A 26,331-nucleotide genomic window follows, 5' to 3' on the forward strand; every position below is an offset into this window, starting at 1 on the left:
GCCGCCGCGGCCGTCCTCGACGCGGTCGCCCGGTCGGTGCGCAGGGGCGGGCCGGTGCGGCTGCCGCCGGAGGCGCTGGACGTGCTGCGGGTGCCGGAGTCCGGCCCGATGCTGACGGGCGCGGCGCGCCGGTCCGCGTACCGGCTGATCGCCCTGCTCGGCGACGCGGTGGAGGGCAGTGACGAACCGATTCGCCCGACGCGGCGGGCGGCGGCGGCGTCCGGGGCCGCGTCGTCGGACACGCCACCCGGGGACCGCCCGCCGGAGGAGTACCGCCACCTCCTCCGCCCGACCGTCCACCGGCTGATCCCGCTCGCCCTGCGGGCGGTGCGGCGGGAGGCGCGCTGGTCGTCGCCGATCGGCCGGCACGCGGTCCGCCTGTCGGCGGTGGCGAGCGTCGGGTACGTGCTGGGCGCGGCGCTGCCGTGGGGGCACGGCTACTGGGCGCCCATGGCCTCCGTGATGATCATGCGGCCGGACTTCGCGCAGACGTACTCGCGGGGTGTGGCCCGCTTCGTCGGCACGGTGGTGGGCGTCCTGGCGGGCGCGGCCGTGACGGCTTTGCTGCACCCGGGCGTGTACGTGTGCGCGGGGCTGGCGGTGGTCTGCGTCGGGCTGCTGTACCTGTTCACGGGGGCTGGCTACATCGTCGCGTCGGCGTGTGTCGGCGGGTATGTGGTGTTCCTGCTGGGCGTGGTGGGGGAGGGGTGGTCGCAGACCGTCCAGGCGCGGGTGGCCCTGACCCTGCTGGGCGGCCTGCTGGCGATGGCGGCGTACGCCCTGTTCCCCGTCTGGGAGACGCGCCGCCTCCGCGACCGCCTCGCCGAATGGCTCCGCGCCAACGGCGAGTACACACTCGCCGTCCTCACCGCCCACGCCGACCCCGCCGGCCGCCGCCCCCGCCGCGTCCGCGAGGCCCTCCTGGACGCACGCGCGGCCCGCCGCGAGTGGGAGGACACCGCCGAACGCGCCCAGAAGGAACCGGTCCGCCACCGGGGTCTCTCGAGGAGCGCCGAACGCGCGGCGGAGTCGGCGCTGGCGACGATGGGGCGCGTGACGATGCTCATGGAGGCGCATCTGCCTGAGGCTGACGCGCCCGCTTCGCCTGGCGCGGCGGCCTTCGCGGACACGTTGCGGAAGCTGCTACCGGACGCGGTCGCCGCTGTCCGTGAACGGCGGCCGCTGGACTGGACGGAGCTGCGGGTGCGGGTGGCGGCTTGGGCTGCGGAGGAGGGGGATACGGGGGTGACCGTGCGGGGGGCTGAGCTTTTGACGGATGCGCTGGATGAGCTGGCGGTGGCGCTTTCGCCTGGGACTGGGGGGAGGAATCGGGCGGCTCGGAGGGTGGGGTGAGGCTGCGGCGCTTGGCGCCGCTGCGGTTCTGGGCGGACGGTCTGGCCGTTGCTGAGCCGATTGAGGCCCGTGGGTGGCGGACCACCCCGCGTGCGCGGGGACCACGAGAGATACTTTCCGCCCACGGATTCGATGTAGGGACCACCCCCGCGTGCGCGGGGACCACGCCCCACGCAAGCCCGTCCCCTACGACGTGCTGGGACCACCCCCGCGTGCGCGGGGACCACGGGATCCCGAGTCGGCGGCACGCCGCGCCGACGGGACCACCCTCGCGTGCGCGGGGACCACGATCTGGACGAAGTCGACGGCCTCGTAGCGCGGGGACCACCCCCGCGTGCGCGGGGACCACGTCTTCTCCTCCGACGGGCACGTGCTCGAAGCGGGACCACCCCCGCGTGCGCGGGGACCACGTCGTCTCCTCCGACGGGCACGTGCTCGTAGCGGGACCACCCCCGCGAGCGCGGGGACCACCCCCGCGTGCGCGGGGACCACGTCGTCTCCTCCGACGGGCACGTGCTCGTAGCGGGACCACCCCCGCGAGCGCGGGGACCACCCCCGCGTGCGCGGGGACCACACGACCTCCCCCACCCCCAGCAACAGGTCCGCGGGACCACCCCCGCGTGCGCGGGGACCACCCAGCCGGGGCTGTAGCGGGTGCGGTTGAGGCGGGACCACCCCCGCGTGCGCGGGGACCACGCCGACCACGGCCGCAGCATGCTGATCAGCCCGGGACCACCCCCGCGTGCGCGGGGACCACAGGGCGCGACCTGCGGGTTTATGCGCGGGGAGCCGCGTTTTTACTCACTTTCACGGAAACGGGCAAAGCGAATTTGCTGCACATATCAACCTCTCGGGTGTGGTTGCAGTCGGCCATGCCGCCGCCACCCTCACCTCTCCTCTGACACAACTTAAGTCACGCGGTAGGTACCCCAAACAGCACGGTGACCACCTGCTAAGTCAGTTGGTTGAACCCCCTCGGTAGTGGTCAGTTCGCGGAGGCCCCGAGCGTAGCCGGATCCGTGTTGGCGCCGCACAGGACTACGCACACCTTCTCGCCCTCGCCCGGCCGGTAGCCGTAAGCGGCGGAGTCCGCTTTCCCGGCCAGGAGCGCCGCCAGTGCCGTGGCGCCGGCGTGTTCCACGGCGAGGCGGTGGTCGTCCCACAACTTACGCCAGGCGCGGATGATTTCGGTGTCCGGGACGAGGGTGGAGTGCACGTCGCCCTGTCGGGCCGCGTGCAGGGCCAACATCGTGGCGCGGCGGGCGCCGAGAGCGTCGGCGGCGATGGAGTCGACGGGGACGTCGACCGGGTGCCCCGCCGTCAGGGCCGCGTTGAAGGCGCGGGAGTGCTCCGGTTCCACGGCGACCGTGCGGATGCCGTGCCGCCGGGCTGCGGTGGCGACGCCGGCGAACAGGCCGCCGCCACCGACCGCCACGACGACCGTGTCCAGGTCGGGGATCTGGCGGTGGATCTCTTCCAGGAGAGTGCCGGCTCCGGCGGTGATCAGCGGGTCGTCGTAGGCGTGTGAGGCGAGCGCCCCGGTCACCGTCGCGAACTCCTCGCAGGCGGCGGCCGCTTCGGCGTACTCGTCGCCGACCAGCCGCACGTCGGCCCCGTAACCGCGCAGCCTGGCGACCTTCACCGCCGGCGCGGTGGCGGGCAGGAAGACCGTGGCCCGGACGCCGTGCCGGCGGGCGGCCCAGGCGCAGGCCAGGCCGGCGTTGCCGCCGGAGGCGATGGTGACGCCGGCGTCGGGGAGGGTGCCGGCGTCGAGGTGGGCCTGGATGAAGTTCAGGGCGCCGCGGGCCTTGAACGAGCCGGTGTGCTGCAGGAATTCAAGTGCCAGCCACACGTCCCGTTCCATCGGGGCGAGGGTCACGGGGCGGACGTGTCCGGTGATGCGGTCGCCGGCGGCCTTGATGTCCTCGTAGGCGAGGGGGTGCGCGTTGTCGATCACGGAAGGTGAACGTTCCGCCGGCCGCCGGGATTCCGGCCCGGGGGTGCGGGGGCGCCGCCCCCGCGAGAAACGGTGAAAGGGCGGGGCCGGGGCGAACCCCCCATCATCACGCGGCCGCGCTACCGCACGAACAGCCGCTCCAAGTGCCGGTCCACCAACCCCATCGCCTCCTCCGGCGTAATGACCTCCAGCAACGCCGAACTCGTCAGCCCATCCGTCAGGGCGATCAGCAGCATCGCCTCCAGCTCCGGATCCAGCCCCGACCCCGCCTCGCCGCGCGCCACCGCCTCCCGGAACTGGTCGGCGAAGAAGGCCCGCAGCTTCGGCTGGCCCTCCTGCGCGTGGCGCCGCATGCGCTCGTCGGAGAGGGCGCGGACGAAGTAGGCGATGCCGACGAGGAGGCCGGTGCGGGACTCGTCGTCCAGTGGCAGCATGCCGGCCGCGCACTCGCGCAGAACCGTACGGGGCGAGGGGGCGGTGGAGGCGCCCGAGAGGGCCAAGAGGCGGTCGCGGATGCGCGCCTCCGCGAGAGTGCTGATGTGCTCCAGGGCGAAGACGAGCATCTCGTCCTTCCCGGAGAAGTAGTGCTGCAACTGCCCCAGCGAGATGCCCGCCTCGGCGGCGACGTCCCGCAGGCTCGCCCCCTCCAGGCCGCGCGAGCTCGCGATGCGCCACAGCGCTTCGGCGATCAGGCGTCGCCGTTCCTCGTGGTCCACGCGCTTCGGCACCGCGACGGTCACCTCCGTTTTACAAGTCGGTCGTATTGCCATACCTTACCGATGTCGGAAGCAATACAACTGACCTGGAAAGATCCGGGTCCCCAGGGGGCACTCCATGCACACCACCGGCACAGGCGGCGGCGGCGCGCCCGTCACCCTCCGGCCGCCCCGCCATCGCGTCGACCCCCGGGCCCGGCGCTGGTGGGCGGTGCAGGCGCTGCTGACCGTCAGCGGTCCGCTGCTGCTGACGGCGGCGACCCTGCTCGTGCTGTCCGCACTCCTCTTCCCCGGCGCCCTGCCCTGGCTCGCGCCCCTCGTCGCCGTCACGCTGGCCGCGCCAGCGCTCGGTTACCAGCTGGCCATGCCGGCCTGGCGCTACCGGATCCACGCCTGGGAGGTCGGCGAGGCGGCCGTGTACACGACGAACGGCTGGTTCTGGCAGCGCAGCCGCATCGCGCCGCTCTCGCGCGTGCAGACCGTCGACACGACGGTCGGGCCGCTCCAGCGCCGCTACGGACTCGCCACCGTCGTCGTCACCACCGCCTCCACGGCCGGCGCCGTGAAGATCTCCGGACTGGCGGAGGACGACGCCCGGCGCATGGCCGAGCGCGTCGGCCGGGCCGCCCGGTACGTACGGGAGGACGCGGCATGACCGACGCGGCAGGTCACCACCACCATCACCACCATCACCACCATCCCCATCGCCACGGGCCGTGGCGGGAGGAGCCCGGGGGCGCGCTGCCGGACGACCGCCCGTACGCCGGGCCGTCGCCGTACGCGACGTCGCTGTACGACCACGGCCTGTACGACGACCGCTCGCATGCGGGGCCGCCGTCCGACCACCGCCCGTACGACAACCGCCCGTCCGGCAATCACCCATACGACGGCCGTCCATACGCCGGGCTGCGGTACGGCGACCACCCGCACGGCGACCACCCGTACGACGACCGCCCATACGGCAGCCACCTGTTCGGCATCGGCGCGTCGGGCGGCCCGACGCCCGCTGGCCCGACGCCCAGTGTCCCGTCCCCCAGCGGCCCAATGCCCGGCGTACCGGCGTACCGCGGCCCGGCACCCGACGACCCGGCCCCCGCCGGACGCACCCCCGCCGGACGCACCCCCACCGGGCACGCCCCCACCGGGCACGCCCCCACCCCCACCCCCACCGACACCTGGCACCGCCTGGCCCCCCGCACCCTCATAGCCCACTGCTCCTGGCTCGGCGCGCCCCTTGGCTCGTTCGTGCTGGCCGTTCTGGCGACCGGGGGCCGCCCCGGCGCCCGTGTGTGGATCAGCCTCGCGATCCTCGCGGCCGTCTTCGCGGCCCTCACCGCCCTCGGTTCCCTCACCTGGCTCCGCACTCACTACCGCATCACTTCGGACGCGCTCGAACTCCGCACCGGCCTGCTCACCCGGCGCACCAAGTCCGTCCCCCTGCACCGCGTCCGCAACGTCGACCTCACCGCCCACCCCGTCCAGCGCGTCCTCGGCCTCGTCGTCCTCCGGGCCGGCACCGGCGGGCGCGGGCAGGTCTCGCTGGACGCCCTGACCCGGCCCGAAGGGGAACGGCTGCGTTCCGAACTCCTCGCCCGGGCAGCCGGGTGGACGGACGCGGACGACGACCCCGTCCTGTCCACCGCCGACCCCCGCTGGCTGCGGTACGCGCCGCTCACCTTCTGGGTGTTCGGCGGGGTCCTGGCCGCCGCGGGCGCGGTCTGGCGGGTCCTCGACGGCATGGGGATCGAACCCTGGCGGATCGGCGTCGTCCGCGACGCGTTCGACGAGTTCGGCAACAGCGCCCTCTGGATCACCGTCCCCCTCCTCATCCTCGCGGTCACCGTCCTCGGCACGCTCGGATCCGTCGTCCTCTACGCCGAGGCGTGGTGGCGGTACCGGCTGGAACGGACGGACGCGGAGACCCTCAGGGTCCGCCACGGCCTGCTCACCACCCGGTCCGTCACTATCGAACGCGCCCGGCTGCGCGGCGTCGTCCTGCGCGAACCGCTGCTCCTCCGCTTCGGCGGCGGCGCCACCGTACGCGCCGTCGCGGGCGGTCTCGGCGACCGCGAGGAGAACCGCGCACGCAGCACCCTCCTCCCGCCCGCCCCCCGTTCCGAAGCCGAACGCGTCTGCGCCGGCGTCCTCGGCGAACACGTGGACACCGGCGACCTGCGCCCCCACCCGCCGGCCGCCCGGCGCCGCCGCGTCGTCCGCGTACTGCTCTGGTGCGCCCTGCCGCCGGCCGTCGCGCTCGGGATCCTCGGCGCGCTCCTCACCCCGGTGCTCCTGTACTGCGGGGCGGCCTGGCTGCTCCTCGCCACCCCGGTGGCCCGCACGTTCGCCGACGACGCCTACCGCGCCCTCGGGCACGCCCTCCGCGGCAGGCGGCTCGTCATCCGCTCCGGCACCCTCACTCGCGACACGGTGATCCTCGACCGCGACGCCGTCCTCGCCTGGACGTTCACGAGCACCCCGTTCGCCCGCCGCGCCGGCGTCCTCACGGCGACGGCCGCCGTCGCGGCCGGTGAGGAGGGGTACCGCATCCGCGACATGGCGGCCGAGGACGCGGCGGCGTTCGCGGACGCGGCGACGCCGGGGATGCTGCGGGAGTTCCTGGTGCCGGTGGGGGAGGAGGGGTGAGGAGCGGGGGTGCAGGGACGGGGGCGGGGCGGGCCGTTCACGCGCCGTCGGCGCCCCGCCGTCGGCCGGCGCTACCTCAATGGCCCGCACTCGTCGACGAACACGGTCGGCTCCGACAGGAACACGTCGCCGTCCACAGGACCGTAGGCGATGTTGAACGTGTCCAACCAGTACGACCAGTCCCGCACCCCCGCCGCGCTGCTGAAGCGGTAGTTCAGCTGCCACCGCACCCACTCGCCCGAGCGGAGCCGCACCGCCGGCGGCCGGCGAGGGCGGGGCGGCAGCCCGAAGAGCGGGTTCACACGGGGCAGCACCCGCAGCCGGCCGTCCGTCTCCCGGAGTCCGAGCCCGAGCCCGAGTCCGAGCCCGACGGCGACCGGGCGCAGCTCCTCCCGGGACTCCCGCGGCTCGAACCGGTCCTCTTCGTGCATGCGGACCACGTGCGCGAACGGCCCCGAGGCCGCCGGCACCGTGAAGCCCACCGGAGCCGCGTTCCTCCGAGCGGCGGCCTCACCGCCCCTGGACCGCTTCGTCCATGACGTCCTGACCCACTGCACCGTGATCTCCACAGCGCCCCCTCCCGCCGGTGATGCATGGATACGCTGCCGCGGTGACACCGAACAGCGAGTTGACGGTCGACCTGCGAGGCCGGCGGATGGAGACCCTCGACGACTTTTGGGACGCGGTGACCGGGCCGTGCAGCCTGCCGGAATGGTTCGGCAGGAACCTCAACGCATGGTGGGACACCATCAACGCCCGCGGCATCTCGCAAGTGATCGACAGCCACGACGTCCTGGTCGTGCACGTCGACCAGCGGGGCCTCTTCGAGGGGAACCGCGAGGAGGCCGTGATCCTGGCCGACCTCTTCGACGGGGAGCAGAACCGGCTCGTCGTTCACCCGCTGACCTGACGGACCAGCCCCCCAGCCCCCAGGCCCCTAGCCCTCCTGCCCCCCCCAGCTCGTCAGGCGGCGGTCCCGCCCGCGTTGCGGATCAGCTGCCGGAGCACCTTCACCGTGGTGACGTAGTCCGCGTCGTCGATGCCCTCGTGGAGGGCGGCGCGGATCGCGGGGGCGTTGCGCGCGAGGTCGACGCGGGCCCGTTCCCCCTCGGCGGTGAGCCACAGCCGGTCGTCGGCGTCCCGGGTCAGCCAGCCGCGCTCCACGAGTACCGCGGACTCCGCCGCCAGGTCGTCCTCGGGCCGGATGTAGGAGGCCATGGCCTGCCGCAGCTCGGCCAGGGTCATCCCCGCGCCGTCGGGCGAGATGTCGTTCGCCGACAGGTTGCGCAGCAGCCAGAACTGGGGCTGCGTGTAACCCTTCTCGGCCTGCCGGGCCCTGGTGTACGCGATGAGCGCCTCGTAGGCGACCCCGGTCCAGTAGGCGGCGGGCTGTCCGGCGAGTTCGGCGTCGGAGATCTGTTCGGTTGTCATGGGATGCCCCTTTGCGTCTTCGTGCCTTTGTGCCTGTGTGGTGCTTCGGGCGCCTTTGTGGGGCTTCGGGTGCAGAGCCCGCACGCCGTGCGGCTCATATGGCGACCGTAGGACCTCAAGCGCGCTTGAGGGCAAGGGTGTGATCCCCCGGTCGGATGCCGACGGCGCCGGCCGGGGCGCCACGACGCTGGTCGCGTTCGACGCGTCGGCGGGCCCGTCCTCGTCGCGTCCCTGGCCGAGCGCCCGTGGGACGTGGGCGTGATCGGCGGGGGCATCCGCAAGACCGAACCGCTGCTCCCGCTCTTCGAGCAGACCGTGAACCTGGTCCGCCGGCACGCGCCGCAGGCCGGCATCGCTTTCGACTCCCACGGCGGGGACGGCGTCGAAGCGGCTCTGCGCCGGCTCTGAGCCCCCGCCCCGACTGATCACCCTCACCTCCGCCGAGCCGCCCCTGCCGGGCCCTCTGACCGGCCCCCGCCGCACCCCCGTCCGCCGTGATGCAAGAATCTTGCAATTTTTGTTATCCGGTCGGGAGCGTTCCGTCTCCCAGGTGTCGGATGCGAACGGAGAGAGGTGCGTGAGGCACGTGGGAACCGATAACGCTGCGCTCGTCGAAGCGGCGCGGGCCGGGGACACGGCGGCACAGGACGAACTCGTCGCCGCCTGCCTGCCACTCGTCTACAACATCGTCGGCCGCGCCCTCAACGGGCACGCGGACGTCGACGACGTCGTGCAGGAGACGATGCTCCGCGTCATCAACGGGCTGGGGGAGCTGCGCGACCTGGCCGGATTCCGTTCCTGGCTGGTGGCGATCACCACCAACCAGCTCCGTACGCACTGGCGCGAGCGCCGTCCGGAGACCCCTCTCGACGGGCTCCCCGGGACCGGCGCCGATGTGCCCGACCCGGCGGCCGACTTCGTCGCCGTGACCATCGTGCGGCTCGGCCTGGAAGGCCAGCGCAAGGAGGTCGCCGAGGCCACGCGCTGGCTCGACGAGGGCGAGCGCGAGGTGCTGTCCCTGTGGTGGCTGGAGGCCGCGGGCGAACTGAGCCGCGCCGAGGTCGCCGCCGCGCTCGGCCTCACCCCGCAGCACACGGCCGTCCGCGTCCAGCGCATCAAGGAGCGGCTCGACACGGCCCGCGGCATCGTCCGCGCCCTCGGGGCCAGTCCGCGCTGTCCCGGCCTGGACGGGGTCGTCGCGACGTGGGACGGCGTCCCGTCCGCCCTCTGGCGCAAGCGCGTGGCCCGCCACGCGCGCGGCTGCGGCGCCTGCGGCGGCGCCTGGACGTCGCTCGTCCCGGCGGAGGGGCTGCTCGTCGGCTTCGGCCTGGTTCCCGTCGCGGGCGCCCTCCTCGACTGGTGGGGCAGCTCCACGGTGCTGCGGACGGAGGCGGTCGGCGCGGTGGGGCCGGGCGGCGGGCACGGCGGCGGGTCCGGCGGGTACGGCGACGGGTCGAGCGCGTCGCATGCGCCACATGCCGCTCACGAGAACCACACCTCCGGCACCACTCACACCACTCACCCCGCACAGCACAGCCATCCGGCGAACCCAGTGAAGACGACGAAAGGCAAGCACGGCGTGACCCACGCGAAGCGGAACAACCCCAGGGCGAAGTCGAAGCAGCACGGCGCGAAGGGCAAGCGCGTCGCGATCGGCGCCGCCGCCCTCGCCGTCGTGGCCGGCGGCGCGGTGATCGGCGGTTCGCAGTTCTTCTCCGACTCGTCCTCCGGCACCGAGGCGAGCACCCGCGTCACCACCGGCGACGCCGCGGTCCCCCTTGGCGACCGCGCGGGCACCGCCGGCCCGACGCCGAGCGCCAAGCCCTCCGCCTCGGCGAAGGCCGCGAAGGACGGCAAGGACGACAAGAAGTCCAAGACAGCCGAAAAGGAAAAGGACAAGGGCAAGGACAAGGACAAGGACAAGTCCGGGAAGGGGGACGGAAAGGGCAAGACGGTGCAGGAACGTTCCGCCGCCGACGCGACGTCGTCCGGCTCCGGATCGGATTCCGGCTCCGGCTCCGGCTCCGGCTCCGGCTCCGGCTCCGGCAGCGGTACGGGGTCGGGGTCCCGGCAGCAGGGAACGCAGACCTCCGGCGGCAGCCGGACCCCCGCCAAGTCGGCCGCCAAGGCCCCCGCGGCCTCGAAGGGTGACGTGAGCGGATCGCTCCAGCAGCAGGTCACGGCGCTCGTCAACGCCGAGCGCGCCAAGGTCGGCTGCTCGGCCGTGCGCCTCAACTCCCAGCTGACGCAGGCCGCGCAGGGCCACTCCGACGACATGGCCGCCCGCAACTTCTTCGACCACACCAACCCGGACGGCAAGGGCCCCGGCGACCGCATCACCGCCGCCGGTTACCGGTGGAGCACGTACGGCGAGAACATCGCGTACGGCCAGCAGTCCGCCGCCTCCGTGATGGACAGCTGGATGCACAGCGACGGGCACCGCCGGAACATACTCAACTGCTCCTTCGACGAGATAGGCGTCGGCATCAACCATGCGCCGGGCGGGCCGCGGTGGACGCAGGTGTTCGGAGCGCAGTGACGTTCGTCCTGGGTGAGGGGCGGTCAACCGGATGACGTCCGGATGCCGCCGTGGCGGCGGTCCGAGCGGGTGGCGCGATGTCGTCCCCCGTTCAGGTGGCCGCCGTCAGGGAGGACGGGCGGGGGGCACCGCATCGGATGGCACTGCCCGGGTTTGAAATGACGTAGGGGCCGTATGGCGAGCGCTTTCAACGGGCGCTCGGCGTACGGCCGTTCGCTTTCCGCGGTGGCGTCCGACGGGTCGGGACAGCTTTCCGGTCGGATGTTTTGACGGCCTGCTGATCGCACCGGTAGTTCTCTGCTGCCTCGGCAGGGGCGGCCTTCCCGGCCGGTGGCCCGTGTCACTCCATCCGACCCCCGGTGGCACGGGCCATGCCCGGCCCGGGAACCGAACCGCCCCGCCGTGCGCACGGCGCCGCTTCCGTCTGGGGGCGGTGCCCCCGTACCCCCCTCTCCTAAGGAGATCGAAGATGTCGATGCGCAACCGAGTGGTTGGCGTGGCGCTGGCCCTGCTGGCCGGCGGCATGGTGCTGGGCCAGGCCGGTACGGCCATGGCCGACGACCACCACGGCCGCCACCGCGGCGGTGTCGACCTGGGCGCGCTGCCCGTGGCGATCGTCTCCCCGGCTCCGGGCAAGATCACCAAGGAGCGCAAGGTCACCACCACGTACCAGTACGACGCGAAGGCCTCCGGCTCCTCGTCCTCGGAGGAGCAGCCGCCGCCCCCCTCCAGCGCCTCCGCCCCCGCCTCCGAGCCGGGCCCGGTGACCGCCGCGAAGGACACGGTCAACTCCACCGCCCAGTCCGCCCTTTCCGGCGCCTCCAGCGCGGTCGACTCGGCGGCGAAGTAGCCGAACGAGGCTGCGGGCACGAGCTCGCGGCCACTTGGCGCCGCTGCCTGCCCACCGGGTTCGGGGGAGTGGGCGGCGGCGCCCACCCCGCTGCCGCCCCTGCGGGCGCAGGGCTGGCTGGAAGCGGAGCTTGACCTCGATGCGCTCGCCGGGCCATCCCCGCCTGTGCGGGGACCGCGCGAGCTTGCGGGCGTAGAACGCGGTGAAGTTGGGGCCACCCCCGCCGGGCGGGGACTGCGGACACCCTGAGCGCGGCGATCGGCAAGAGACCACCCCGCATGCGCGGGGACCACCGCGTCGCGCAGCTGCTCACCAGCCAGCAGCGGGGACCACCCCCGCACGCGCGGGGAGCACTGCAACGCCGGTACCAGGACCGGCATCAGGAAAGGATCACCCCCGCTCGCGCGGGGAGCACTCGCGGTCCATCACCGTCAGGTCGTACCGAGCGGGACCACCCCCCCCGCACGCGCGGGGAGCACTGCAACGCCGGTACCAGGACCGGCATCAGGAAAGGATCACCCCCGCTCGCGCGGGGAGCACTCGCGGTCCATCACCGTCAGGTCGTACCGAGCGGGACCACCCCCCCCGCACGCGCGGGGAGCACTCCCGGGCGATGACCGCCAGGTCGTAGCCGAGGGGACCATCCCCGCACACGCGGGGAGCACGTCCAGACGTTCGCGTCGCCGACCACGGAGGCGGGACCACCCCCGCACACGCGGGGAGCACCCCACCGGCACGCTCCACGACAGCCGCACCTGGGGACCACCTCCGCACACGCGGGGAGCACCCATCCACCGGGGCCTGGGCCACGATGCTGGCGGGGCCACCCCCGCACACGCGGGGAGCACACCTGGAAACGTTCCGTTCCACCCTCGACAGGGGGACCACCCCCGCACACGCGGGGAGCACAGGCCGCCACCTGGGGATTTGTCTCCGCCGGGCCGGGTTTTTACTCACTTGTCGAGAGTCCGGCGAAGCCGTCATATCGGGCGGCTCCCAGACTCGGTGAGCCGGCGAAGCCCTCGTCGTCACTCACGCCCCTCCCGCCCGCGCTTGACTCTCACATCGATGTCAGACCATAGCGTCGCCGCATGGCCCCAAGCACTCCCACGGGGGCGGTCCGTCGCCCAACTTCCGTAGCGCAAATAGCGCAGACACCTCCGCCCTCCCCCGGGTCCCCGGCTGTCGCCCTCGCCGTGCTCACCGCCTGCGTGTTTCTCGTCGGGACCGGGGAGTGGGTCATGGTCGGGCTGCTGCCCGAGCTCGCCGCCGACCTGAAGCAGCCGATTCCGGCTGTCGGGGGGCTCGTTACCGGGTACGCGCTGGTGGTCACCGTGGCCGGGCCGGTCGTTACCGTCGCCATGCTGCGGCTGCCGCGTCGGCGGGCGTTGATGGCGCTGCTGGTCGTGTTCGCCGCCGGGAACGCGGGCGCCGCGCTGGCCGGCGGGGTCGGGGCGCTCGCCGTCGCGCGGATGGTGACCGCGCTGACGCACAGCACCGCCTTCGCGACCGCGCTGGTCATCGCCGTCTCGGCCGCCCCCGCCGCGCACCGCGGACGGGCGATCTCCGTGGTCGCCGCCGGGTGGAACCTCGCCACCGTCCTCGGGACGCCGCTCGGTACGTGGGTCGGCGGGCGGTACGGGTGGCGGACGACGTTCTGGGGGATCGCCGCGCTGAGCGTGCTCGTTCTCGTGGCCGTGGCCGTACTCGTCCGCCCCGTCGAGCCGTCGCAGCGCCCCGCGCCCCGCGCGGAGGTCCGGGCGCTGCTCGGCCGGGGTACGGCCCGGGTCCTGGCGGTCACGGTCCTCGCGCAGGCGGGTCTCTTCACCCTCTACACCTACATCTCCCCGCTCCTCGGCGACGTGAGCGGTTTCGACGCGGACGCCGTCACCCTGCTCCTCGCCGCCTTCGGCGCCGGCGCGCTGCTCGGCAACGTCCTGGGCGGCCGGCTCGCCGACCGCGACCCCGAACGCGCCCTCCGCGCAACCCTCCTCGTCCTCGCCGCCGTCCTCGCGTCGTTCGCCCTGAGCAGCCACGCCCGCTGGACCGCCGCGCTCACCGTGCTCGTCCTCGGGTTGGTCTCCGCCGCCCTCATCCCCCTCCTCCAGGAACGCGCCCTCGCCGCCGCCCCCGGAGCGCCCACCCTGATCACCGCCGTCACCGCCTCCGCCTTCAACCTCGGTACGGCCGGCGGCTCCGCGCTCGGCGGTCAGGCCCTCGGCTCCGGTTCCGGGCTCGGGGGCGGGGGAGGGGGAGGCATGGGCCTCGACGACCTCGCCTGGCTCGGCGGTCTCGTCGTCGCGGCCGCCGCCGTGTTGGCCTTCAAACGGCCGGGCACTCGCTCCAATCCCTGAGTCACTCTGCCTCACCTCCACCACAGAAAGCAGGAATCATGTCCTCCCTCCCCACCCCCACCTTCGACCGCACCGTCCGCGGCAGCGGCCCCGGCCTCCTCCTCGCCCACGGTGCCGGCGGCGGCATCGAGCCCAACTACGGCCCGCTCATGGACGGCCTCGCCGAGCACTTCACCGTCGTCGGCCCCGACTACCCGGGTACGGGCCGCACCCCGCGCTCCGACGCGCCCCTCACCCTCGACGGCGTCGCCGACGAACTCGTCGCCGCCGCTGTCGCGGAGGGCCTGGAGACGTTCGCCGTCACCGGCTACTCGCTGGGCGCCGCCGTGGCCGTCCGTGCGGCCACCCGGCACCCGGAGCGGGTCACGGCCCTCGTCCTCACCGCCGGTTTCGCCCGCCCCAACCCCCGGTTCACCCTGGCCACCGAGCTGTGGCGCCAGCTGCTGCAGGCCGACGACCCGGCCGGCCTCACCGCCTTCGGCGCCCTGCTCGGCTTCACCGCGCCCGCGGCGGACGCGCTCTCGCAGGACGACGTCGATGCCATGCTGGCGGCCGGCTGGGACGCCGTCCCCCCGGGCGCCCTCGAACACGTCGACCTCGCGAGCCGCGTCGACGTCCTCGACGACCTCCCGCGCCTCTCCGTCCCCACCCTTGTCATCTCGACGACCGAGGACAGCCTGGTCACGCCCTTCCACCACCACCAGCTCGCCGAGGGGATCCCCGGCGCCCGCCTCGCCGAACTCGCCACCGGGCACCTGCCGTTCGTCGAGCGCCCGAAGGAGTGGCTGGACCTGATGGTCGGGTTCCTGGCCGCCTCCGCGTAAGAGAGGGTGGCGCGGCCTCAGACCCAGTCGACGAGCTGGACGATGACGCCGTTGGGGTCCGTGACCTGGAAGGCCCGCTCGCCCCAGGGCTCCTCGCGCAGCGGCATCGTGATCGCGACGCCCTCGGCGGTCAGGCGGGCGAGCTCCGCTTCCAGGTCGTCGACGGCGAAGGCGAGGATCACGCCCTCGGCGTGGTCGTCGCGCTGGTCATCGGGGAGCGAGGCCAGGCCCCGCCGCAGGTAGATGACGTTCATCCCGGCGTCCTCGCGGGTCAGCGACGCGAAGCCGTCGGCGGCCATGTCCGTCCGGAAACCGAAGTGGTCCCTGAGGAAAGCCGCGGACGCCTCGACGTCATCGACGTTCAGGGAGACGGCGGAAGCGGTGATCGACACGATCGGATCCTCCTTGACCAGGCGCGACTATTACTCTGTGCGCAGTACACCGTACTACGTACAGAGTAATTCATGCGCCAGAATGTCCCCGTGCCCCTCGACCGAAGCAGCGCCGGCGACCCGGCCCGCACCCTGGAACTGCTCTGGCGCGTCCCCGCCGGCACCCCGCGGCGCGGCCCGCGGAAGCGGCTGGACATCGACGCGGTCGTCGCCGTCGCCATCGGCCTGGCGGACGCCGACGGCCTGGACGCCGTCACCATGCGCCGCGTCGCGCAGCGGCTCGGCGTGGTGCCGATGACGCTGTACACCTACGTGCCGGGCAAGGCCGAACTCCTCGATCTCATGCTGGACACCGCCTACCTGCGGATGTCCCGGACCGACACCGCCGGTCGGCCGTGGCGGGACCGGCTGACCGCCGTCGCCGAGGAGAACAGGGCGCTGTTCGAGGCGCACCCCTGGGCCGCGACGATCTCCACCGGCCGGCCGCCGCTCGGGCCCGGCATGATGGCCAAGTACGAGCACGAACTGTCGGCCCTCGACGGCCTCGGGCTCCACGACGTCGAGATGGACGCCGCCCTGACCTTCCTGCTCACCTTCGTCCAGGCCAACGCCCGCTCGGCGGCGGAGGCGCGGCAGGTGCGGCAGGACAGCGCGATGGACGACGAGCAGTGGTGGGCCGCCAACGCTCCCGTGCTCGACAGGGTCCTCGACCCGGGCGCCTATCCGACCGCCGCCCGCGTCGGCTCGGCGGCGGGCGCCGCGCAGCGGGCCGCCTACAGCCCGGAACACGCCTGGGAGTTCGGCCTCCGCCGCGTCCTCGACGGGCTCGCCGCCCTCATCGACGGCCGCGCGGGATCGGTCGAGACGGGACCGGGGGCGCGGTAGGCCCGTGCGGGGGCGGCGGCCCAAAGGTGTGCGCCCTGCCGGGATTCGGGCCGACTAGAAGGGCAGGCCGGACAGGCGCAGCAGGTTGCCCGCAGCGAGAGCCACCAGGTGGCCGATGCCTGCGACGAGGGGGAGGGTGACGGAGAAAAGCATGGGCTCGCCTTTCGTGGGAGCGACTGTCGGGCCAGTGCTTCCCGTTCGGCGTGCCGTCACGCGTCATGTCACTCCCGCGCGACCGGCCGTATCGATTCCTCACCCGGGCGTTCGGGAAGCCTGTCATCCCCTCCACCCGTTCGCCCCGCCGCGGGTCCGGTTTCCGGACGTTCACCCGGCACATGGTTTGCGGGCAGCCTGCGCTTCCGCTTCGAGCCGGTGGGGGAAGGGCTGGTACCGCATCATCACCAAGCACAGCGGCAAGGTCATCAAGGTGAGCTGCGGCCCCGGCAACGCTTGAGTAGGTCGCATCACGGCACCCCCGTCGGTGACGGTCAGGTGGCGGGCGCCACCATGCGCACGGCCCGCACGGGAGCGAAGCGGAGGGCGACGCCCGCGTCACGCACGAGCCAGCTCCTTTCGGCGCCGCCAGATCAGGTCGGCGGAAGCCTGCGGGGACAGGGCGACCGCCCTGATCAGGTCGTAAGCGTGTTCCGCAGCGGACACCTCGTCCGGATCCAGGGCCGTACGGCCCTGCAGGAAGCCGTCGATGTGCACGACGTCCGCCCCGACGTCGAAGTTCAGGTTGATGAAGGGCCCGGCCAGGCCGGGATGCGGGGGAGTGTCGTGCGGGATCACCTGGATGACGGTCTTCGGGTGGTCCTGGGCGTCCAGTAGGCGTTCGAGCTGCGCCCTCATGACGGTTGGTGTGGTCAGCATGCGGCTGATCGCGTACTCGTCGACGATGAACCACGTCAGTGGCCGGTCTGGCCGGTCGAAGACGTCCTGACGCGACATCCGGGCGGTCACCAGGTGATCGATGTCGTACGGACGACCACCGGCGAGAATCGCGTGAGCATATCCCTCGGTCTGGAGCAGTCCGGGAATCAGGGTGCTCGCGTACGCGCTGATCGCTGATGCCTCCCGTTCGAATTCGATGAACGAGCGGAACCACCCCGGGTAGACGAACTTCACTACCAGTGTGAACAAGCGCGCGAAATGATCCCCGGTTCCTAAGGCCAAGTCGAGATCCTTGGCCAGGTCCTCCGAGGGCACCCGCTTCGCGTTCTCCACGTAGCTGATCATCGGCTGGGTGGTACGCGCCATTCTGGCCATCCGGGACTGGGAGAGCCGCGCCGCGTTGCGTAGGCGGGACAGTTCCGAGCCGAAGAACGCGAGCGGTGACCCCAGCGGGTCCGGTACGTCCGTCTCGACGGGCATGAGCAGTGCACCTCGCATCAATAACTTCGGCGATGTTATGGGTCCTGCCCTTCCGGAGCGTACCGACCGGCCGCAACCCTGGGAGCACACCAGGTATTTGACCACCGGAAGGGGTACCCCCATGCCCGAAGCCGCCCTCCCCCCACCCCCCGCTTCCCGCCGCCCCGCGCCGTGCACCGAGTGCCGGCGGATTCGGGAGGCGTACTACGCCGCGTCGCGGCAGGGTGACCGGGTCGCCGCGCAGGGGTGGATCGTCGCGATGGGGCGGCATCACCGGTGGGTGCACTGATGGTGGGGACGGGGTGCGGGCACGCGCTCGCCGAGTGGGTGGTGGCGCGGAGTGGGGTCGCGACCTGCTGTCGGTGCGGGGTGCGGCGGTTCACCGCGTACGCGGCGCTGTGGCGTGACGTGCCCGGGCGGGCGGAGTCGGGGGTGACGGCCTCCGTCAGGGGGACGGCGGTCGTCGGCACCCGTACCCCTGCGAACCGGGCTCGGAAGCGCGGGCGGAACTAGAACGTCTCGTTGACGGCCGGCTTCCCGTCCGGCTTCCCGTCGCCGTTCCGCACGACGTTCGAGTGTCCGGGGGCTGTCGCCGCGCGCTGCCGACTCCGAGGCACCGCGTGCGCCCGTGCGTGCATGCGTGCGTGCGTGCGTGCGCGAGGTCAACACCCTTAGTACCTAGGGGAGATGGTGACGGTCAGTCAAAAAGTGATCATCCGTCGTTCGGATGGTCGGCCGTGACGGGCCCGTGTCCGGCCCGGTTGTCCGGGTCAGCCGGGCCGGTACGTACCGGCCCGGCTGACCTGAGCGGAAGGAAACGAGGACACATGAGGAAGCTCAAGAGCGCGGCGGCACTCGTCGCGGGCGGAGCGCTGCTCGCCGGGGCCATGGGCCTGGCCGGGGCAGGGACCGCCGCTGCGGACACGATCACGTGTTCCGACACGCTGCCGGCTCACACGAACGGCAATGCGTTCAACGACGGGCCGCAGCAGCTCAACAAGCTGTTCGGGACCACCGTGGACACGGCCACGTGCTCGACGCGGCAGCTCAACACCGGCCTCAACGGCGCGGACGAGCCCAGCGAGTCCTGACCGTCTCCCTCGTTCCCGGGCCGTGCCACTCGGGCGGCCCCGGGACGCACACGAGTCATAGGCTGCCCGGCTCCGGGCCGGGCGGAAAGGACCATCGCATGATGTATCGCAGGCTGTGGGTCGGCGCGATGGCGGGGGCGTGCCTGCTGGGCGGGTACCTGGCGCCGGCGGCCTCTTCGGCTCCCGCTCACGGATACAAGGTCTTCAACGCGGGCGTGCACCCCTGGCAGCCCCCGAAGGGCGTCACCCAGCTCCAGTTCTACATCTGGGGCGCCGGCGGGGGAGGCGGCGGAGGCGGAGGCGGCGGCGGGGGAGGCGGCGGTCAGGGATTCGGTTTCGCCGGAGCCCCCGGTGGCGGCGGGGCGGCCGGAGGTGGCGGAGGCGGAGGCGGCGCGGGCACGGCGGGTGCCTTCGTCCGCTGCCAGACGGAGCCGGCCCGCGAGTACGTCGTCAGGGTCGGCAAGGGCGGTGCCGGTGGGAAGGGCGGTGCCGGCGGTGGCGGCGGAAGCCCGGGCAGGAACGGCACCTGGGGCTGGGGCCTGAACGGCGGCGCCGGCGCCAACGGCAACAAGGGCTCCGGCAGCGGGTCCACCGAGGTGATGGCGCCGAACAGTCGCATTTACGGACAGTCCGGCCCCGCCGCCGGCGGAGCCGGAGGGGGAGGCGGCGGAGGCGGCGGACGTGGCACCGCGAAGGGCTCCACGGGCGGGGCCGGAGCGACCACCACTGCTGCCGGGGGTGCCGAAAAGCTCCCCTACGCGACCACGTGGCGAGGCGGCTCGTGCACCGTCGGCGCGACCGGCGGAGCCGGTGGCGCGGGCAAGGCCGGCCGGGCAAGCAAGGGGGTCCCCGAGGGTTCGCCGGCCAGGTCCTGTCCGGCGAAATACGCCGCCGGCGGCACTGGACCCACCGCCTCGACACCGAGCATCACCCTGCCGGGCGGCAAGACCTACAACCGGCCGGAGGGCGTGGGCAAGGGCGGCAACGGAGGAGGGAAGTACGCGGCGGGTCAGAACGTGGGCTGTGGAGGTATGGGCGGGATCGTAGGCATCACCATCTCCTCCACCGCCAAGAACCAGAACTCCAAGTCCGGTTCAAAGGGGGAGACGGGCCCGGCCGGTATCAAGGGCGGTGACGGGCTCGTCGTCGTCGCCTGGTAGGCCGGACATGCCGTTCCGGGCGCGTCCCGGGCCGACGCAGGCCCTGACGTGCCCGGAAAGCGGTTGTCCGGGGTCGGACGGCGGGGTCACGGCCGCCGCACTCTGGGATCGTGCTCCCCCGGAAACCGAGCCGCGGAACGAGAGCGAGCCGGCGCGCAGCGCGGAGGGGCGGCAGCGCGGAGGGGCAGCAGCGTGGAAGGGCAGCAGGGCGGAGGGGCGGCAGGGCGGAGGGGCGGCAGGGCGTTTCTGAAGGGGCGTCACGTACGCGCCGTGTTTCCTCACGTCCCGCTTTCCTCCGGGGGAAGGGGCACCGGGCCGGGGGCCGCGGGAGCCCCGCCCGTCAGCAGGCGTTCCGCCGCGCGCCGGGCGCCGTCCGTACGGACCCTGGCGCCCAGCGCACGGGCGCGGGCGGCCGTGTCCGGGTGGAGGGCCTGCCGGAGGGCGGCGGTGAGGGAGTCGGCGGTCGGCGGGGCGGGCGGGTGCGCGGCGCCGGTGCCGAGTTCCCGGACGCGGCGGGCCCAGTAGTGCTGGTCGTACATCTGCGGGGCGATGACCTGCGGCGCGCCCGCCAGCGCGGCGGCCGTGGTCGTCCCGGCGCCGCCGTGGTGGACGACGGCCGCGACCCGGGGGAACAGGGCGCGTTGGTTGACGTCGCCGACGGAGAGGCAGTCGGGGGCGTCGTCCACGAGGGCGAGGCCGGCCCAGCCTCGCGAGATGAGCGCCCGGCGGCCGGCCGCGCGGGCGGCGGCGGTCATCGCCTCGGCGAGGCCGGGGGTGGCGCGGATGCTGCCGAAGCCGAAGTAGACGGGGGGTTCGCCGGCGGCGAGGAAGTCCTCCAGGGTGGGGGAGAGGGGGCTGTCGTCCGGGAGCAGCCAGGCGCCCGGCTGCCATGGCTCGTCATCCGTACCGGGACACGGCTCGTCCTCCGCACCGGGCCACAGTTCGTTCCCCGTACCGGGCCACGGGCCGAGTACCGGGTCGGCGGCGAGCCACGGCGTGGCGCCCAGCATGTGGCCGCGGACGTCGTCCACCGGCGGCAGACCGGTCTGCTTCCGCCGCGCGTTGAGGGCGTCGCGGAAGGTGGCGTTCACGTGGGCGGCGTCCTCGGCCCAGAGGGCGCGGTGGTCGGCGTCGTCGGGTGCGAGCGGCCGGCCCTGGAGGGCCAGCGGGGGCGGGGCGTGGTGCGCGGAGGGGAGGGCCACCGGGCAGTAGGAGGCGTGGACGTAGCGGAGGCCGGCCGCCTCCGCCACCGAGCGGGCGGCGATCTGGAGGCCGCCGCCCGCCACGATGGCGTCGCAGCCCTCGGCGGCCTCCGGGAGCGTCGCGAACTGGGTGACGACCGTGCCCTCCGCCAGCGCGCGCAGCTGCTCGGGTGTGGGGCGGAAGCCGCTTCCGGAGGCGGTCCCGCGCAGCGCGGGTCCGATGGGCACCACGGGGAACCCCAGCCCCTCCACCCACTTCCGGAAATCCGGCGGCACGCACAGGCGCGCCTCCGCGCCGAGCGCCCGCAGGGCGGTGGCCAGGGCCACCATCGGCTGCACCTCGCCCCGCGTTCCGATGGTCGACAGCAGTACACGCATTTCGGTCCCCCGTGACGTGCGGATGGCCCGGCGATGACGCGGCCGGGAGCCCGATTCTGAGGCCGGGCCCCGGTCTTGCGGCAACTCCCCCTCCCGGCTCTATGGTGAAAATGGCGGGGGTCTCTTGGCGCGGGGTGTACTCCATCGGGTGGTTCCCGGGTGCGGGCGGCTTGTTTCCGCGCCGGCGGAGCAACGGATGAGCGAGAAGCACCTCCAGCCGCCGCCCGAAGGACCCCTGTGAAGACGATCGCCCGCTGTCTCGCCGCTCTCGTCGTGTCCCTGTCCCTGCCGCTGGCCCTGCCGCTGATCGCCGACGGGGAAGCGTTCGCCGTCGACGGTTCCACGCGGCCCATGCAGTGCCGGAGCGTCGGTGCGGCGCGCGACGCCGACGTGGCCTCCGTCCTGAAGCCCCTCGGCGTCACCCTGCGGGACCCGGACACCCCGGTCGGCCTCTCCTGCACGCCCGTCCGCAACGGCGACCCGGCCGTCAACTTCTGCGCCGGCAAGGACCCGGTGCACGGGATCGCCGTCATCGGCCGGCACCCCATGGGCCACGTCTGCCCCTGAGACGGGCACGGGCGACCGCGTCCCTCAGGCCGCCGCGTCGTCGATCAGCCGGAGCGCGAGCCGCCGCACCCCCCGGGCGGTGGCCTCGTCGCAGAGGCGGGCGGCGAGGTGCGGGCCCGTGTCGATGCCGGCGGAGATGCCGGCGGAGACGCCGGCGCCGTGCCTACCGCCTACCGGTCGCTCGGGGGCAGGTCGCCCGGAAGCAGGTCGTCCCGGAGCACGCCGTACACCGCCGCGTCCCGCCACCGTCCGTCCCGGAAGGTGCGGCCGCGCAGGATGCCCTCGAAGGTGAAGCCTGCCTTCTCCAGGGAGCGCCGTTCCGCGGTGTTCTCCGCGTCGGTCTCCGCCTCGACGCGGTGCACGGTCGTGTGGGCGAAGAGGTAGCGGACCAGCAGGTGTTGGGCCTGCGTGCCGGCGCCGCGGCCGCGGAATTCCGGGAAGAGCTGGGCGCCGATGTTCCAGGAGTGCGAGGGGCCCCAGGTGTCGACTTTTCGCCAGCCGACGAAGCCGAGCGGCGCCCCGCCCCGGCCGTCGGCGGCGTCGCCCTGGCTGAAGCCGTCCTCACTGCGGACGATCACCAGCCGGCCGTCGTCGGCGGAGAGCATCCCGTCCTGCTCCCAACGGCGCCGCCATCTCCGGGCGTCGACCCAGCCGTTCCACTGGAAGGGTGCGACGGTCTCGGGTTCGGTCAGAAAGCGTTCCAGAACCGGCAGGTCGTCGGCCTGGACAGGGCGTAGCTTGATCGCTTCGTGGCTCATCCGGTCACGATAGTGACAGTGTCAACTCCCGCACACGAACCCTCAATCCCGCGTGAGCTCCCCACGCCGCTTGGTGCGCCGCAGTTCGCGCCGCTTGGGGTGGCGGACGACAACGCCCGCCATGCCCGGGGTGCCGCTGAGCCGGATGAGCGGGGCGCCGGGGAGGCGGGGGGTGGTGGCGGTCTTGTCCCTGACGCCGCCTTCCATGCCGTCGGTGTCGACCGCCCAGCCCTCGGGGACGACGAGCACGACGCCGCCCATCGCGCCGTCCGCCTCCACGACGACCTCCGGCAGCCGGCACTCGGCCGCGGTGAAGTCGAGGACGACGCCGCCCATGCCGCCGTTGGCGACGATGCGCGCGGGCACCGTCCAGTAACCCTCGCGCTTCACGCCGCGCAGGCCGCCGTTGAGCGTCAGCGGCTTGGCCGGGTCCGCGCCGGCCGGGCGCGGCAGGTCGGCGGTGAGCGCGGCCAGTTCGCCGTGGGTCCGGGCGCTCAGCGCCCGCTCCACCCGCTCGCCCAACTCGCCGAAGTCGAGCCGCCCCTCGGCCACCGCCTCGTTCAACCGCTCTACGACCGCCTCGCGTTCGGCAGTCGACGCGCGCACGTCGTCAGTCATGTGTTCCATGCTACGGCCGACGGCCTTGACGACCCGCCCCCGTCCCCGCAGCATCGCGGCGTGAACGCCCGCACCGCCCAACCGATCCGCACCGCACGGCTCGACCTGCTGCCCCTGCGCGTCGACCACGCCCGGGAGATGGCCGCCGTGCTGTCCGACCCGGCCCTGCACACCTTCACCGGCGGCACCCCGGACAGCCCGCAAGCCCTTCGCGCGCGCTACGAGCGCATGACCGCGGGCTCCCCGGACCCGGCCGTCTCCTGGCTGAACTGGGTGATCCGGCTCCGCGACGAGTCCCGCCTGACGGGGACCGTCCAGGCGACCGTCGGCCCGTCCGGCAACGACGCCGGCCGCGTCGCCGAGATCGCCTGGGTGGTGGGGACCCCGTGGCAGGGCCGAGGCATCGCCACCGAAGCGGCCCGGGCCCTCGTCGACTGGCTCGGCCGACAGCAGCCGGTCCACACCGTCATCGCCCACATCCACCCCGCCCACCACGCCTCCGCCACCGTCGCCACGGCCGCCGGCCTCACCCCCACCGACGAGCGGCACGAAGGCGAGATCCGCTGGCACCGGCCCCTCACCCGCCCGGACCGTCGCTCCTGAGCGCGTCCACGCCGACGTCCAAGGCGCCGGCAAGCCGGAGCAGCGGGTCCGACGTCACGGGCAGGACGCCGCCGACCTCGATGCGCTCCACCTCGTCCGGGTACGTACCGAGCCGTGCAGCAAGGCGGCGGCCTGCCCCGGTCCCCGGTGGTTTGCTCTTGATACCCCACTCGTCGCTGTGAAACGCCACAGCCATCTGAACAGTCGTTCCTAGACTGCATGAACAGTTGATCAACCACGTACCGCGGCCGCGGGTTGCCTGCTCTCTTTTACGACCGTGGACTCAACGTCGTCGTCAGGAAACCGCACCGAGGGAAGCGTTGTCGCGGACCGCTCGGTAGTGCTCGCTGTTCTCACCCACGATGGCAGCGAGCAGAACTGACAACTCGGCTCCTACGGCGCGCCGCGCCTGAAGATCGGAAATGCCCCGCCAATGCTGAACCGCCCGCTGAGCAGAGGCCTGAGTCAGCGGATCCTCGGTCCCTCGCGCCTGGGCTTGCAAGCCGGCGGTGTGCAGGTACCAGCGAGCGGCGACCTCCGGTTGGCCGAGCAGGTGCGCGATCCATCCTCGTAGCTCGCGGATCTGGATCGTGTGCGAGTGCTTGTCGCCGTAGGTGGCGGTGAACTCCTCGTCGACCCGCTCCGCCTCCGCACTCGCCGCGTGGAGACGGGGTACGTCCTGCGGGTCGGTGAAGGCCGCGGCGATGGACGCGATGCGTTCACGGTAGCTCTCGGGCGGTGGCGGCGGCGCCGCGGCCCCGCGGTGGCTGTCGCCGGGCTCGGCGCTGTCGGCTTCCGTCACGTCCGAGCTTGGCGCCTGACGAGCCGGGGGGAGGGCGTTCTCCTTTTCGGCTTCGTGGTGCGGCTCCGGTGTAGTGCCCTGCCAGAACTCGTGGGTGACGGTCCCCCAGGGCCGGTGGAGCAGGTTGTCGTCGTTCACCGTTTCCTCGTGTGGTTCGTGATCGTCGTTGTGTTCGCCGGACGGTCGGTCAGATGTCGATGCCCTTGCGCCGCATGTAGGCCACGGGGTCGACGTCGCTGCCGTATGCGGGGCCGGTGCGGACTTCCATGTGGAGGTGGGGGCCGCTGACGTTGCCGGTGGCGCCCGATATGCCGATCTCCTGGCCGCCCTTGACCGTCTGACCGGCGGACACTTCGACCCGGGTCATGTGGGCGTACTGGCTGTACATGCCGTCTTCGTGCTTGATCACGACCTGGTTGCCGTAGGCGCCACCCGGGCCGGCCGAGACGACCGTGCCGGGGCCGATGGCGTGGATGGGCGTGCCGGAGGGGACCACGAAATCCACGCCGGTGTGGTAGCCACTGGACCACATGCCGCCCGCCTGGTGGTAAGGGGTTCCGATGGAGCCATGGACAGGCCGCCCCCAATTCCCCGGAGCGGTGTCGGCCTCTACGACGCGGACCACCTTGCTGATGCGCGTGATCGGGGTCGTAGAATGGCGCCAACTGTCGTACGAGACCACGCGGGTCTGCGCGCCGGTATGAGGCGCTTCCACGATCTTCCCGTCGCCGATGTACATCCCGACGTGGCCCGGCAGAGCGTCCGACCCGTCGTACCCCGGGTTGAAAACCAGGTCGCCCGGAGCCGGGTGATCGATGTCGACTTGGTGGCCGATTTTTACCTGATCCCAGGTGGTCCGAGGAATGTCGACACCTGCCGACTTGTAAGCCTGCTGCATCAGGGACGAACAGTCGCACCACTTGGCGGAGTTGCTCCCCAGCGGGTCGGTGCAGTCTCCGCCGAGCTGGTACCAGCCGCCGCGCTGCTTCATGGCCCACTCGACCGCCTGGCGCGCTTTCTGCGCGGGGTTTTCACTCGTCCCCACCGAGCCGGCGAACCGTGGCGCATTCGCCATGATGTCCCTCACGTATCGGTATGTTTCACCGCCGGCGAATGAAGGACCCGGGACACCCTTGCGATTATGTACGGCTCCCGGTCCTGCATTGTACCCGGCCAGGGCTAGCTCGATGGGGCTGCCATTGTATTCAGGGTGTTTCTTGAAGTCCTTGAGGAGCCTGCACATCATCCTCCCTTGGGCAGGAATGGCATCCGCGGGATTCCATACGTCCTTCACCCCGTCGCCGTCCCCGTCAACCCCCTCAGTTTCCCATGTACTGTCGATGAACTGGGCGATTCCCTTCGCGAGGGGATTCTTGTCTTTGTCTTTGGATTCCGCGTCCCGCATGAAATTGCTCTCTGCCGAGAGTTGGGCAGCGAGGATGGAGGCGGGGAGCCCGGCATCGCAAGCGTTCGCGGCTTTTATGATAAGGGGCGCGTATTCGGGAGGGACGGCCCCTTTCCCTACCTTCAGGGTGTTGGAGGCGAGGTTGTAGTCCCCTCCCTCGTCATCAGTCAGGAAAGCGGCGACAAAAAACAAGAGCCCTAGACCGATGGCAAGCGGACTGACGGCCAGAAGTGCGATCCCGGGTATCAGAATCTTCTTGAGATTCAAACTCCCCCCTCGTGTTGATGGCGCGAAGATTCCGGTCTCAGGTGAATCGTCCGCCGCGAAGCTCTGGCCAAGGATGGTCGGTCTCAAGTCGCACCGTCAATCACTCCAGCACCGTGGGTAGTCACCAAAAGCCCCAAACTAGAAGCTAAGCCACTGAAGGCC

Annotated in this window: 25 protein-coding genes and 3 pseudogenes; 15 read left to right on the top strand and 13 right to left on the bottom strand. The window is 72.6% G+C overall.

The window, feature by feature from the left end:
• Positions 1-1,353, top strand: a 1,353-nt coding sequence (locus JNW98_RS19630) for an FUSC family protein (RefSeq protein WP_223769560.1), incomplete at its 5' end; no start/stop codon positions are given.
• Between the two features lie 985 nt (positions 1,354-2,338).
• Here JNW98_RS19630 and JNW98_RS19635 read toward each other — a convergent pair.
• The gene (locus JNW98_RS19635; protein ID WP_223769561.1) at positions 2,339-3,310 is read right to left on the bottom strand and encodes a serine/threonine dehydratase; all 972 of its coding nucleotides are present in this window, start codon (positions 3,308-3,310) and stop codon (positions 2,339-2,341) included.
• Between the two features lie 119 nt (positions 3,311-3,429).
• A complete protein-coding gene (locus JNW98_RS19640; RefSeq protein ID WP_223769562.1) occupies positions 3,430-4,038 on the bottom strand; it encodes a TetR/AcrR family transcriptional regulator in 609 nt (202 codons plus the stop codon).
• Positions 4,039-4,144: 106 nt separating this feature from the next.
• Between JNW98_RS19640 and JNW98_RS19645 the strand changes: the two genes are divergently transcribed.
• Both JNW98_RS19645 and JNW98_RS19650 read left to right on the top strand, forming a co-directional pair.
• On the top strand, positions 4,145-4,681 hold the full coding sequence (locus JNW98_RS19645; protein WP_223769563.1) for a PH domain-containing protein: 537 nt from the start codon (positions 4,145-4,147) through the stop codon (positions 4,679-4,681).
• Positions 4,678-6,669, top strand: coding sequence for a PH domain-containing protein (locus JNW98_RS19650; RefSeq protein WP_308015633.1), 1,992 nt, complete (start codon positions 4,678-4,680; stop codon positions 6,667-6,669). The genes JNW98_RS19645 and JNW98_RS19650 overlap by 4 nt, the downstream gene beginning before the upstream one ends.
• A 71-nt stretch (positions 6,670-6,740) precedes the next feature.
• On the opposite strand, the gene JNW98_RS19655 is transcribed toward JNW98_RS19650, so the two are convergent.
• Positions 6,741-7,238 carry a hypothetical protein gene (locus JNW98_RS19655; RefSeq protein WP_223769564.1) on the bottom strand — a complete coding sequence of 166 codons (498 nt, stop codon included), beginning with the start codon at positions 7,236-7,238 and terminating at the stop codon, positions 6,741-6,743.
• Positions 7,239-7,279: 41 nt separating this feature from the next.
• On the opposite strand from JNW98_RS19655, the gene JNW98_RS19660 reads away from it, so the two are divergent.
• Entirely contained in the window at positions 7,280-7,579 is a 300-nt protein-coding gene (locus JNW98_RS19660; RefSeq protein WP_308015634.1) for a barstar family protein, read from the top strand.
• 53 nt (positions 7,580-7,632) lie between these two features.
• On the opposite strand, the gene JNW98_RS19665 is transcribed toward JNW98_RS19660, so the two are convergent.
• Entirely contained in the window at positions 7,633-8,100 is a 468-nt protein-coding gene (locus JNW98_RS19665) for a winged helix DNA-binding protein (protein WP_223769565.1), read from the bottom strand.
• A 139-nt stretch (positions 8,101-8,239) separates the two neighbouring features.
• On the opposite strand from JNW98_RS19665, the pseudogene JNW98_RS19670 reads away from it, so the two are divergent.
• The 5 genes and pseudogenes from JNW98_RS19670 to JNW98_RS19690 all read left to right on the top strand — a co-directional run bounded on the left by JNW98_RS19670 (position 8,240) and on the right by JNW98_RS19690 (position 14,667).
• Positions 8,240-8,508: pseudogene (locus JNW98_RS19670) on the top strand (hypothetical protein).
• 178 nt (positions 8,509-8,686) lie between these two features.
• A complete protein-coding gene (locus JNW98_RS19675) occupies positions 8,687-10,639 on the top strand; it encodes a sigma-70 family RNA polymerase sigma factor (protein ID WP_223769566.1) in 1,953 nt (650 codons plus the stop codon).
• A 469-nt stretch (positions 10,640-11,108) separates the two neighbouring features.
• Positions 11,109-11,489: a hypothetical protein gene (locus tag JNW98_RS19680; RefSeq protein WP_223769567.1), complete on the top strand. Its 381-nt coding sequence runs from the start codon at positions 11,109-11,111 to the stop codon at positions 11,487-11,489.
• 1,091 nt (positions 11,490-12,580) lie between these two features.
• The gene (locus JNW98_RS19685) at positions 12,581-13,843 is read left to right on the top strand and encodes an MFS transporter (RefSeq protein WP_223769568.1); all 1,263 of its coding nucleotides are present in this window, start codon (positions 12,581-12,583) and stop codon (positions 13,841-13,843) included.
• Between the two features lie 38 nt (positions 13,844-13,881).
• Positions 13,882-14,667, top strand: coding sequence for an alpha/beta fold hydrolase (locus tag JNW98_RS19690; RefSeq protein WP_223769569.1), 786 nt, complete (start codon positions 13,882-13,884; stop codon positions 14,665-14,667).
• Between the two features lie 17 nt (positions 14,668-14,684).
• Here JNW98_RS19690 and JNW98_RS19695 read toward each other — a convergent pair whose 3' ends face one another.
• On the bottom strand, positions 14,685-15,059 hold the full coding sequence (locus JNW98_RS19695; RefSeq protein ID WP_223769570.1) for a VOC family protein: 375 nt from the start codon (positions 15,057-15,059) through the stop codon (positions 14,685-14,687).
• Between the two features lie 90 nt (positions 15,060-15,149).
• Between JNW98_RS19695 and JNW98_RS19700 the strand changes: the two genes are divergently transcribed.
• Positions 15,150-15,944 carry a TetR/AcrR family transcriptional regulator C-terminal domain-containing protein gene (locus tag JNW98_RS19700; RefSeq protein ID WP_223769571.1) on the top strand — a complete coding sequence of 265 codons (795 nt, stop codon included), beginning with the start codon at positions 15,150-15,152 and terminating at the stop codon, positions 15,942-15,944.
• 552 nt (positions 15,945-16,496) lie between these two features.
• Here the strand turns inward: JNW98_RS19700 and JNW98_RS19705 are convergent.
• A complete protein-coding gene (locus tag JNW98_RS19705; protein ID WP_223769572.1) occupies positions 16,497-17,318 on the bottom strand; it encodes a helix-turn-helix domain-containing protein in 822 nt (273 codons plus the stop codon).
• Positions 17,319-17,606: 288 nt separating this feature from the next.
• Here JNW98_RS19705 and JNW98_RS36920 point away from each other — a divergent pair, with 288 nt between their 5' ends.
• From JNW98_RS36920 to JNW98_RS19720, 3 genes are all read left to right on the top strand, one after another.
• Positions 17,607-17,831, top strand: a complete 225-nt coding sequence (locus JNW98_RS36920; protein ID WP_223769602.1) for a DUF6255 family natural product biosynthesis protein — start codon at positions 17,607-17,609, stop codon at positions 17,829-17,831.
• Positions 17,832-18,145: 314 nt separating this feature from the next.
• Positions 18,146-18,409, top strand: coding sequence for a hypothetical protein (locus tag JNW98_RS19715; protein WP_223769573.1), 264 nt, complete (start codon positions 18,146-18,148; stop codon positions 18,407-18,409).
• A gap of 98 nt (positions 18,410-18,507) precedes the next feature.
• On the top strand, positions 18,508-19,569 hold the full coding sequence (locus tag JNW98_RS19720) for a hypothetical protein (protein ID WP_223769603.1): 1,062 nt from the start codon (positions 18,508-18,510) through the stop codon (positions 19,567-19,569).
• A 278-nt stretch (positions 19,570-19,847) separates the two neighbouring features.
• Here JNW98_RS19720 and JNW98_RS19725 read toward each other — a convergent pair whose 3' ends face one another.
• On the bottom strand, positions 19,848-21,149 hold the full coding sequence (locus JNW98_RS19725) for a glycosyltransferase (protein WP_223769574.1): 1,302 nt from the start codon (positions 21,147-21,149) through the stop codon (positions 19,848-19,850).
• Positions 21,150-21,386: 237 nt separating this feature from the next.
• Here JNW98_RS19725 and JNW98_RS19730 point away from each other — a divergent pair, with 237 nt between their 5' ends.
• Positions 21,387-21,716, top strand: a complete 330-nt coding sequence (locus JNW98_RS19730; RefSeq protein WP_223769575.1) for a hydrophobin family protein — start codon at positions 21,387-21,389, stop codon at positions 21,714-21,716.
• A gap of 170 nt (positions 21,717-21,886) precedes the next feature.
• Here JNW98_RS19730 and JNW98_RS19735 read toward each other — a convergent pair whose 3' ends face one another.
• Both JNW98_RS19735 and JNW98_RS19740 read right to left on the bottom strand, forming a co-directional pair.
• Positions 21,887-22,474: a GNAT family N-acetyltransferase gene (locus JNW98_RS19735; protein ID WP_223769576.1), complete on the bottom strand. Its 588-nt coding sequence runs from the start codon at positions 22,472-22,474 to the stop codon at positions 21,887-21,889.
• 42 nt (positions 22,475-22,516) lie between these two features.
• Positions 22,517-23,092 carry a DUF1707 SHOCT-like domain-containing protein gene (locus JNW98_RS19740; protein ID WP_223769577.1) on the bottom strand — a complete coding sequence of 192 codons (576 nt, stop codon included), beginning with the start codon at positions 23,090-23,092 and terminating at the stop codon, positions 22,517-22,519.
• A gap of 60 nt (positions 23,093-23,152) precedes the next feature.
• On the opposite strand from JNW98_RS19740, the gene JNW98_RS19745 reads away from it, so the two are divergent.
• Positions 23,153-23,695, top strand: a complete 543-nt coding sequence (locus tag JNW98_RS19745; protein WP_223769578.1) for a GNAT family N-acetyltransferase — start codon at positions 23,153-23,155, stop codon at positions 23,693-23,695.
• On the opposite strand, the gene JNW98_RS19750 is transcribed toward JNW98_RS19745, so the two are convergent.
• From JNW98_RS19750 to JNW98_RS36650, 4 genes and pseudogenes are all read right to left on the bottom strand, one after another.
• Positions 23,670-23,891 (bottom strand): hypothetical protein, encoded by a 222-nt coding sequence (locus JNW98_RS19750; RefSeq protein ID WP_223769579.1) that lies wholly within the window; start codon positions 23,889-23,891, stop codon positions 23,670-23,672. The two genes, JNW98_RS19745 and JNW98_RS19750, sit on opposite strands and share 26 nt — an antisense overlap.
• Positions 23,892-23,990: 99 nt before the next feature.
• Positions 23,991-24,635 carry a hypothetical protein gene (locus JNW98_RS19755; protein WP_223769580.1) on the bottom strand — a complete coding sequence of 215 codons (645 nt, stop codon included), beginning with the start codon at positions 24,633-24,635 and terminating at the stop codon, positions 23,991-23,993.
• Between the two features lie 49 nt (positions 24,636-24,684).
• A pseudogene (locus JNW98_RS36925) lies at positions 24,685-25,077 on the bottom strand (M23 family metallopeptidase); the annotation flags it as partial.
• A gap of 75 nt (positions 25,078-25,152) precedes the next feature.
• Positions 25,153-26,256, bottom strand: a pseudogene (locus tag JNW98_RS36650) (C40 family peptidase); the annotation flags it as partial.
• Between the last annotated feature and the right edge of the window lie 75 nt (positions 26,257-26,331).

The organism is Streptomyces huiliensis (assembly GCF_020037025.1).
In the GTDB taxonomy this organism is placed as follows: domain Bacteria; phylum Actinomycetota; class Actinomycetes; order Streptomycetales; family Streptomycetaceae; genus Streptomyces; species Streptomyces huiliensis.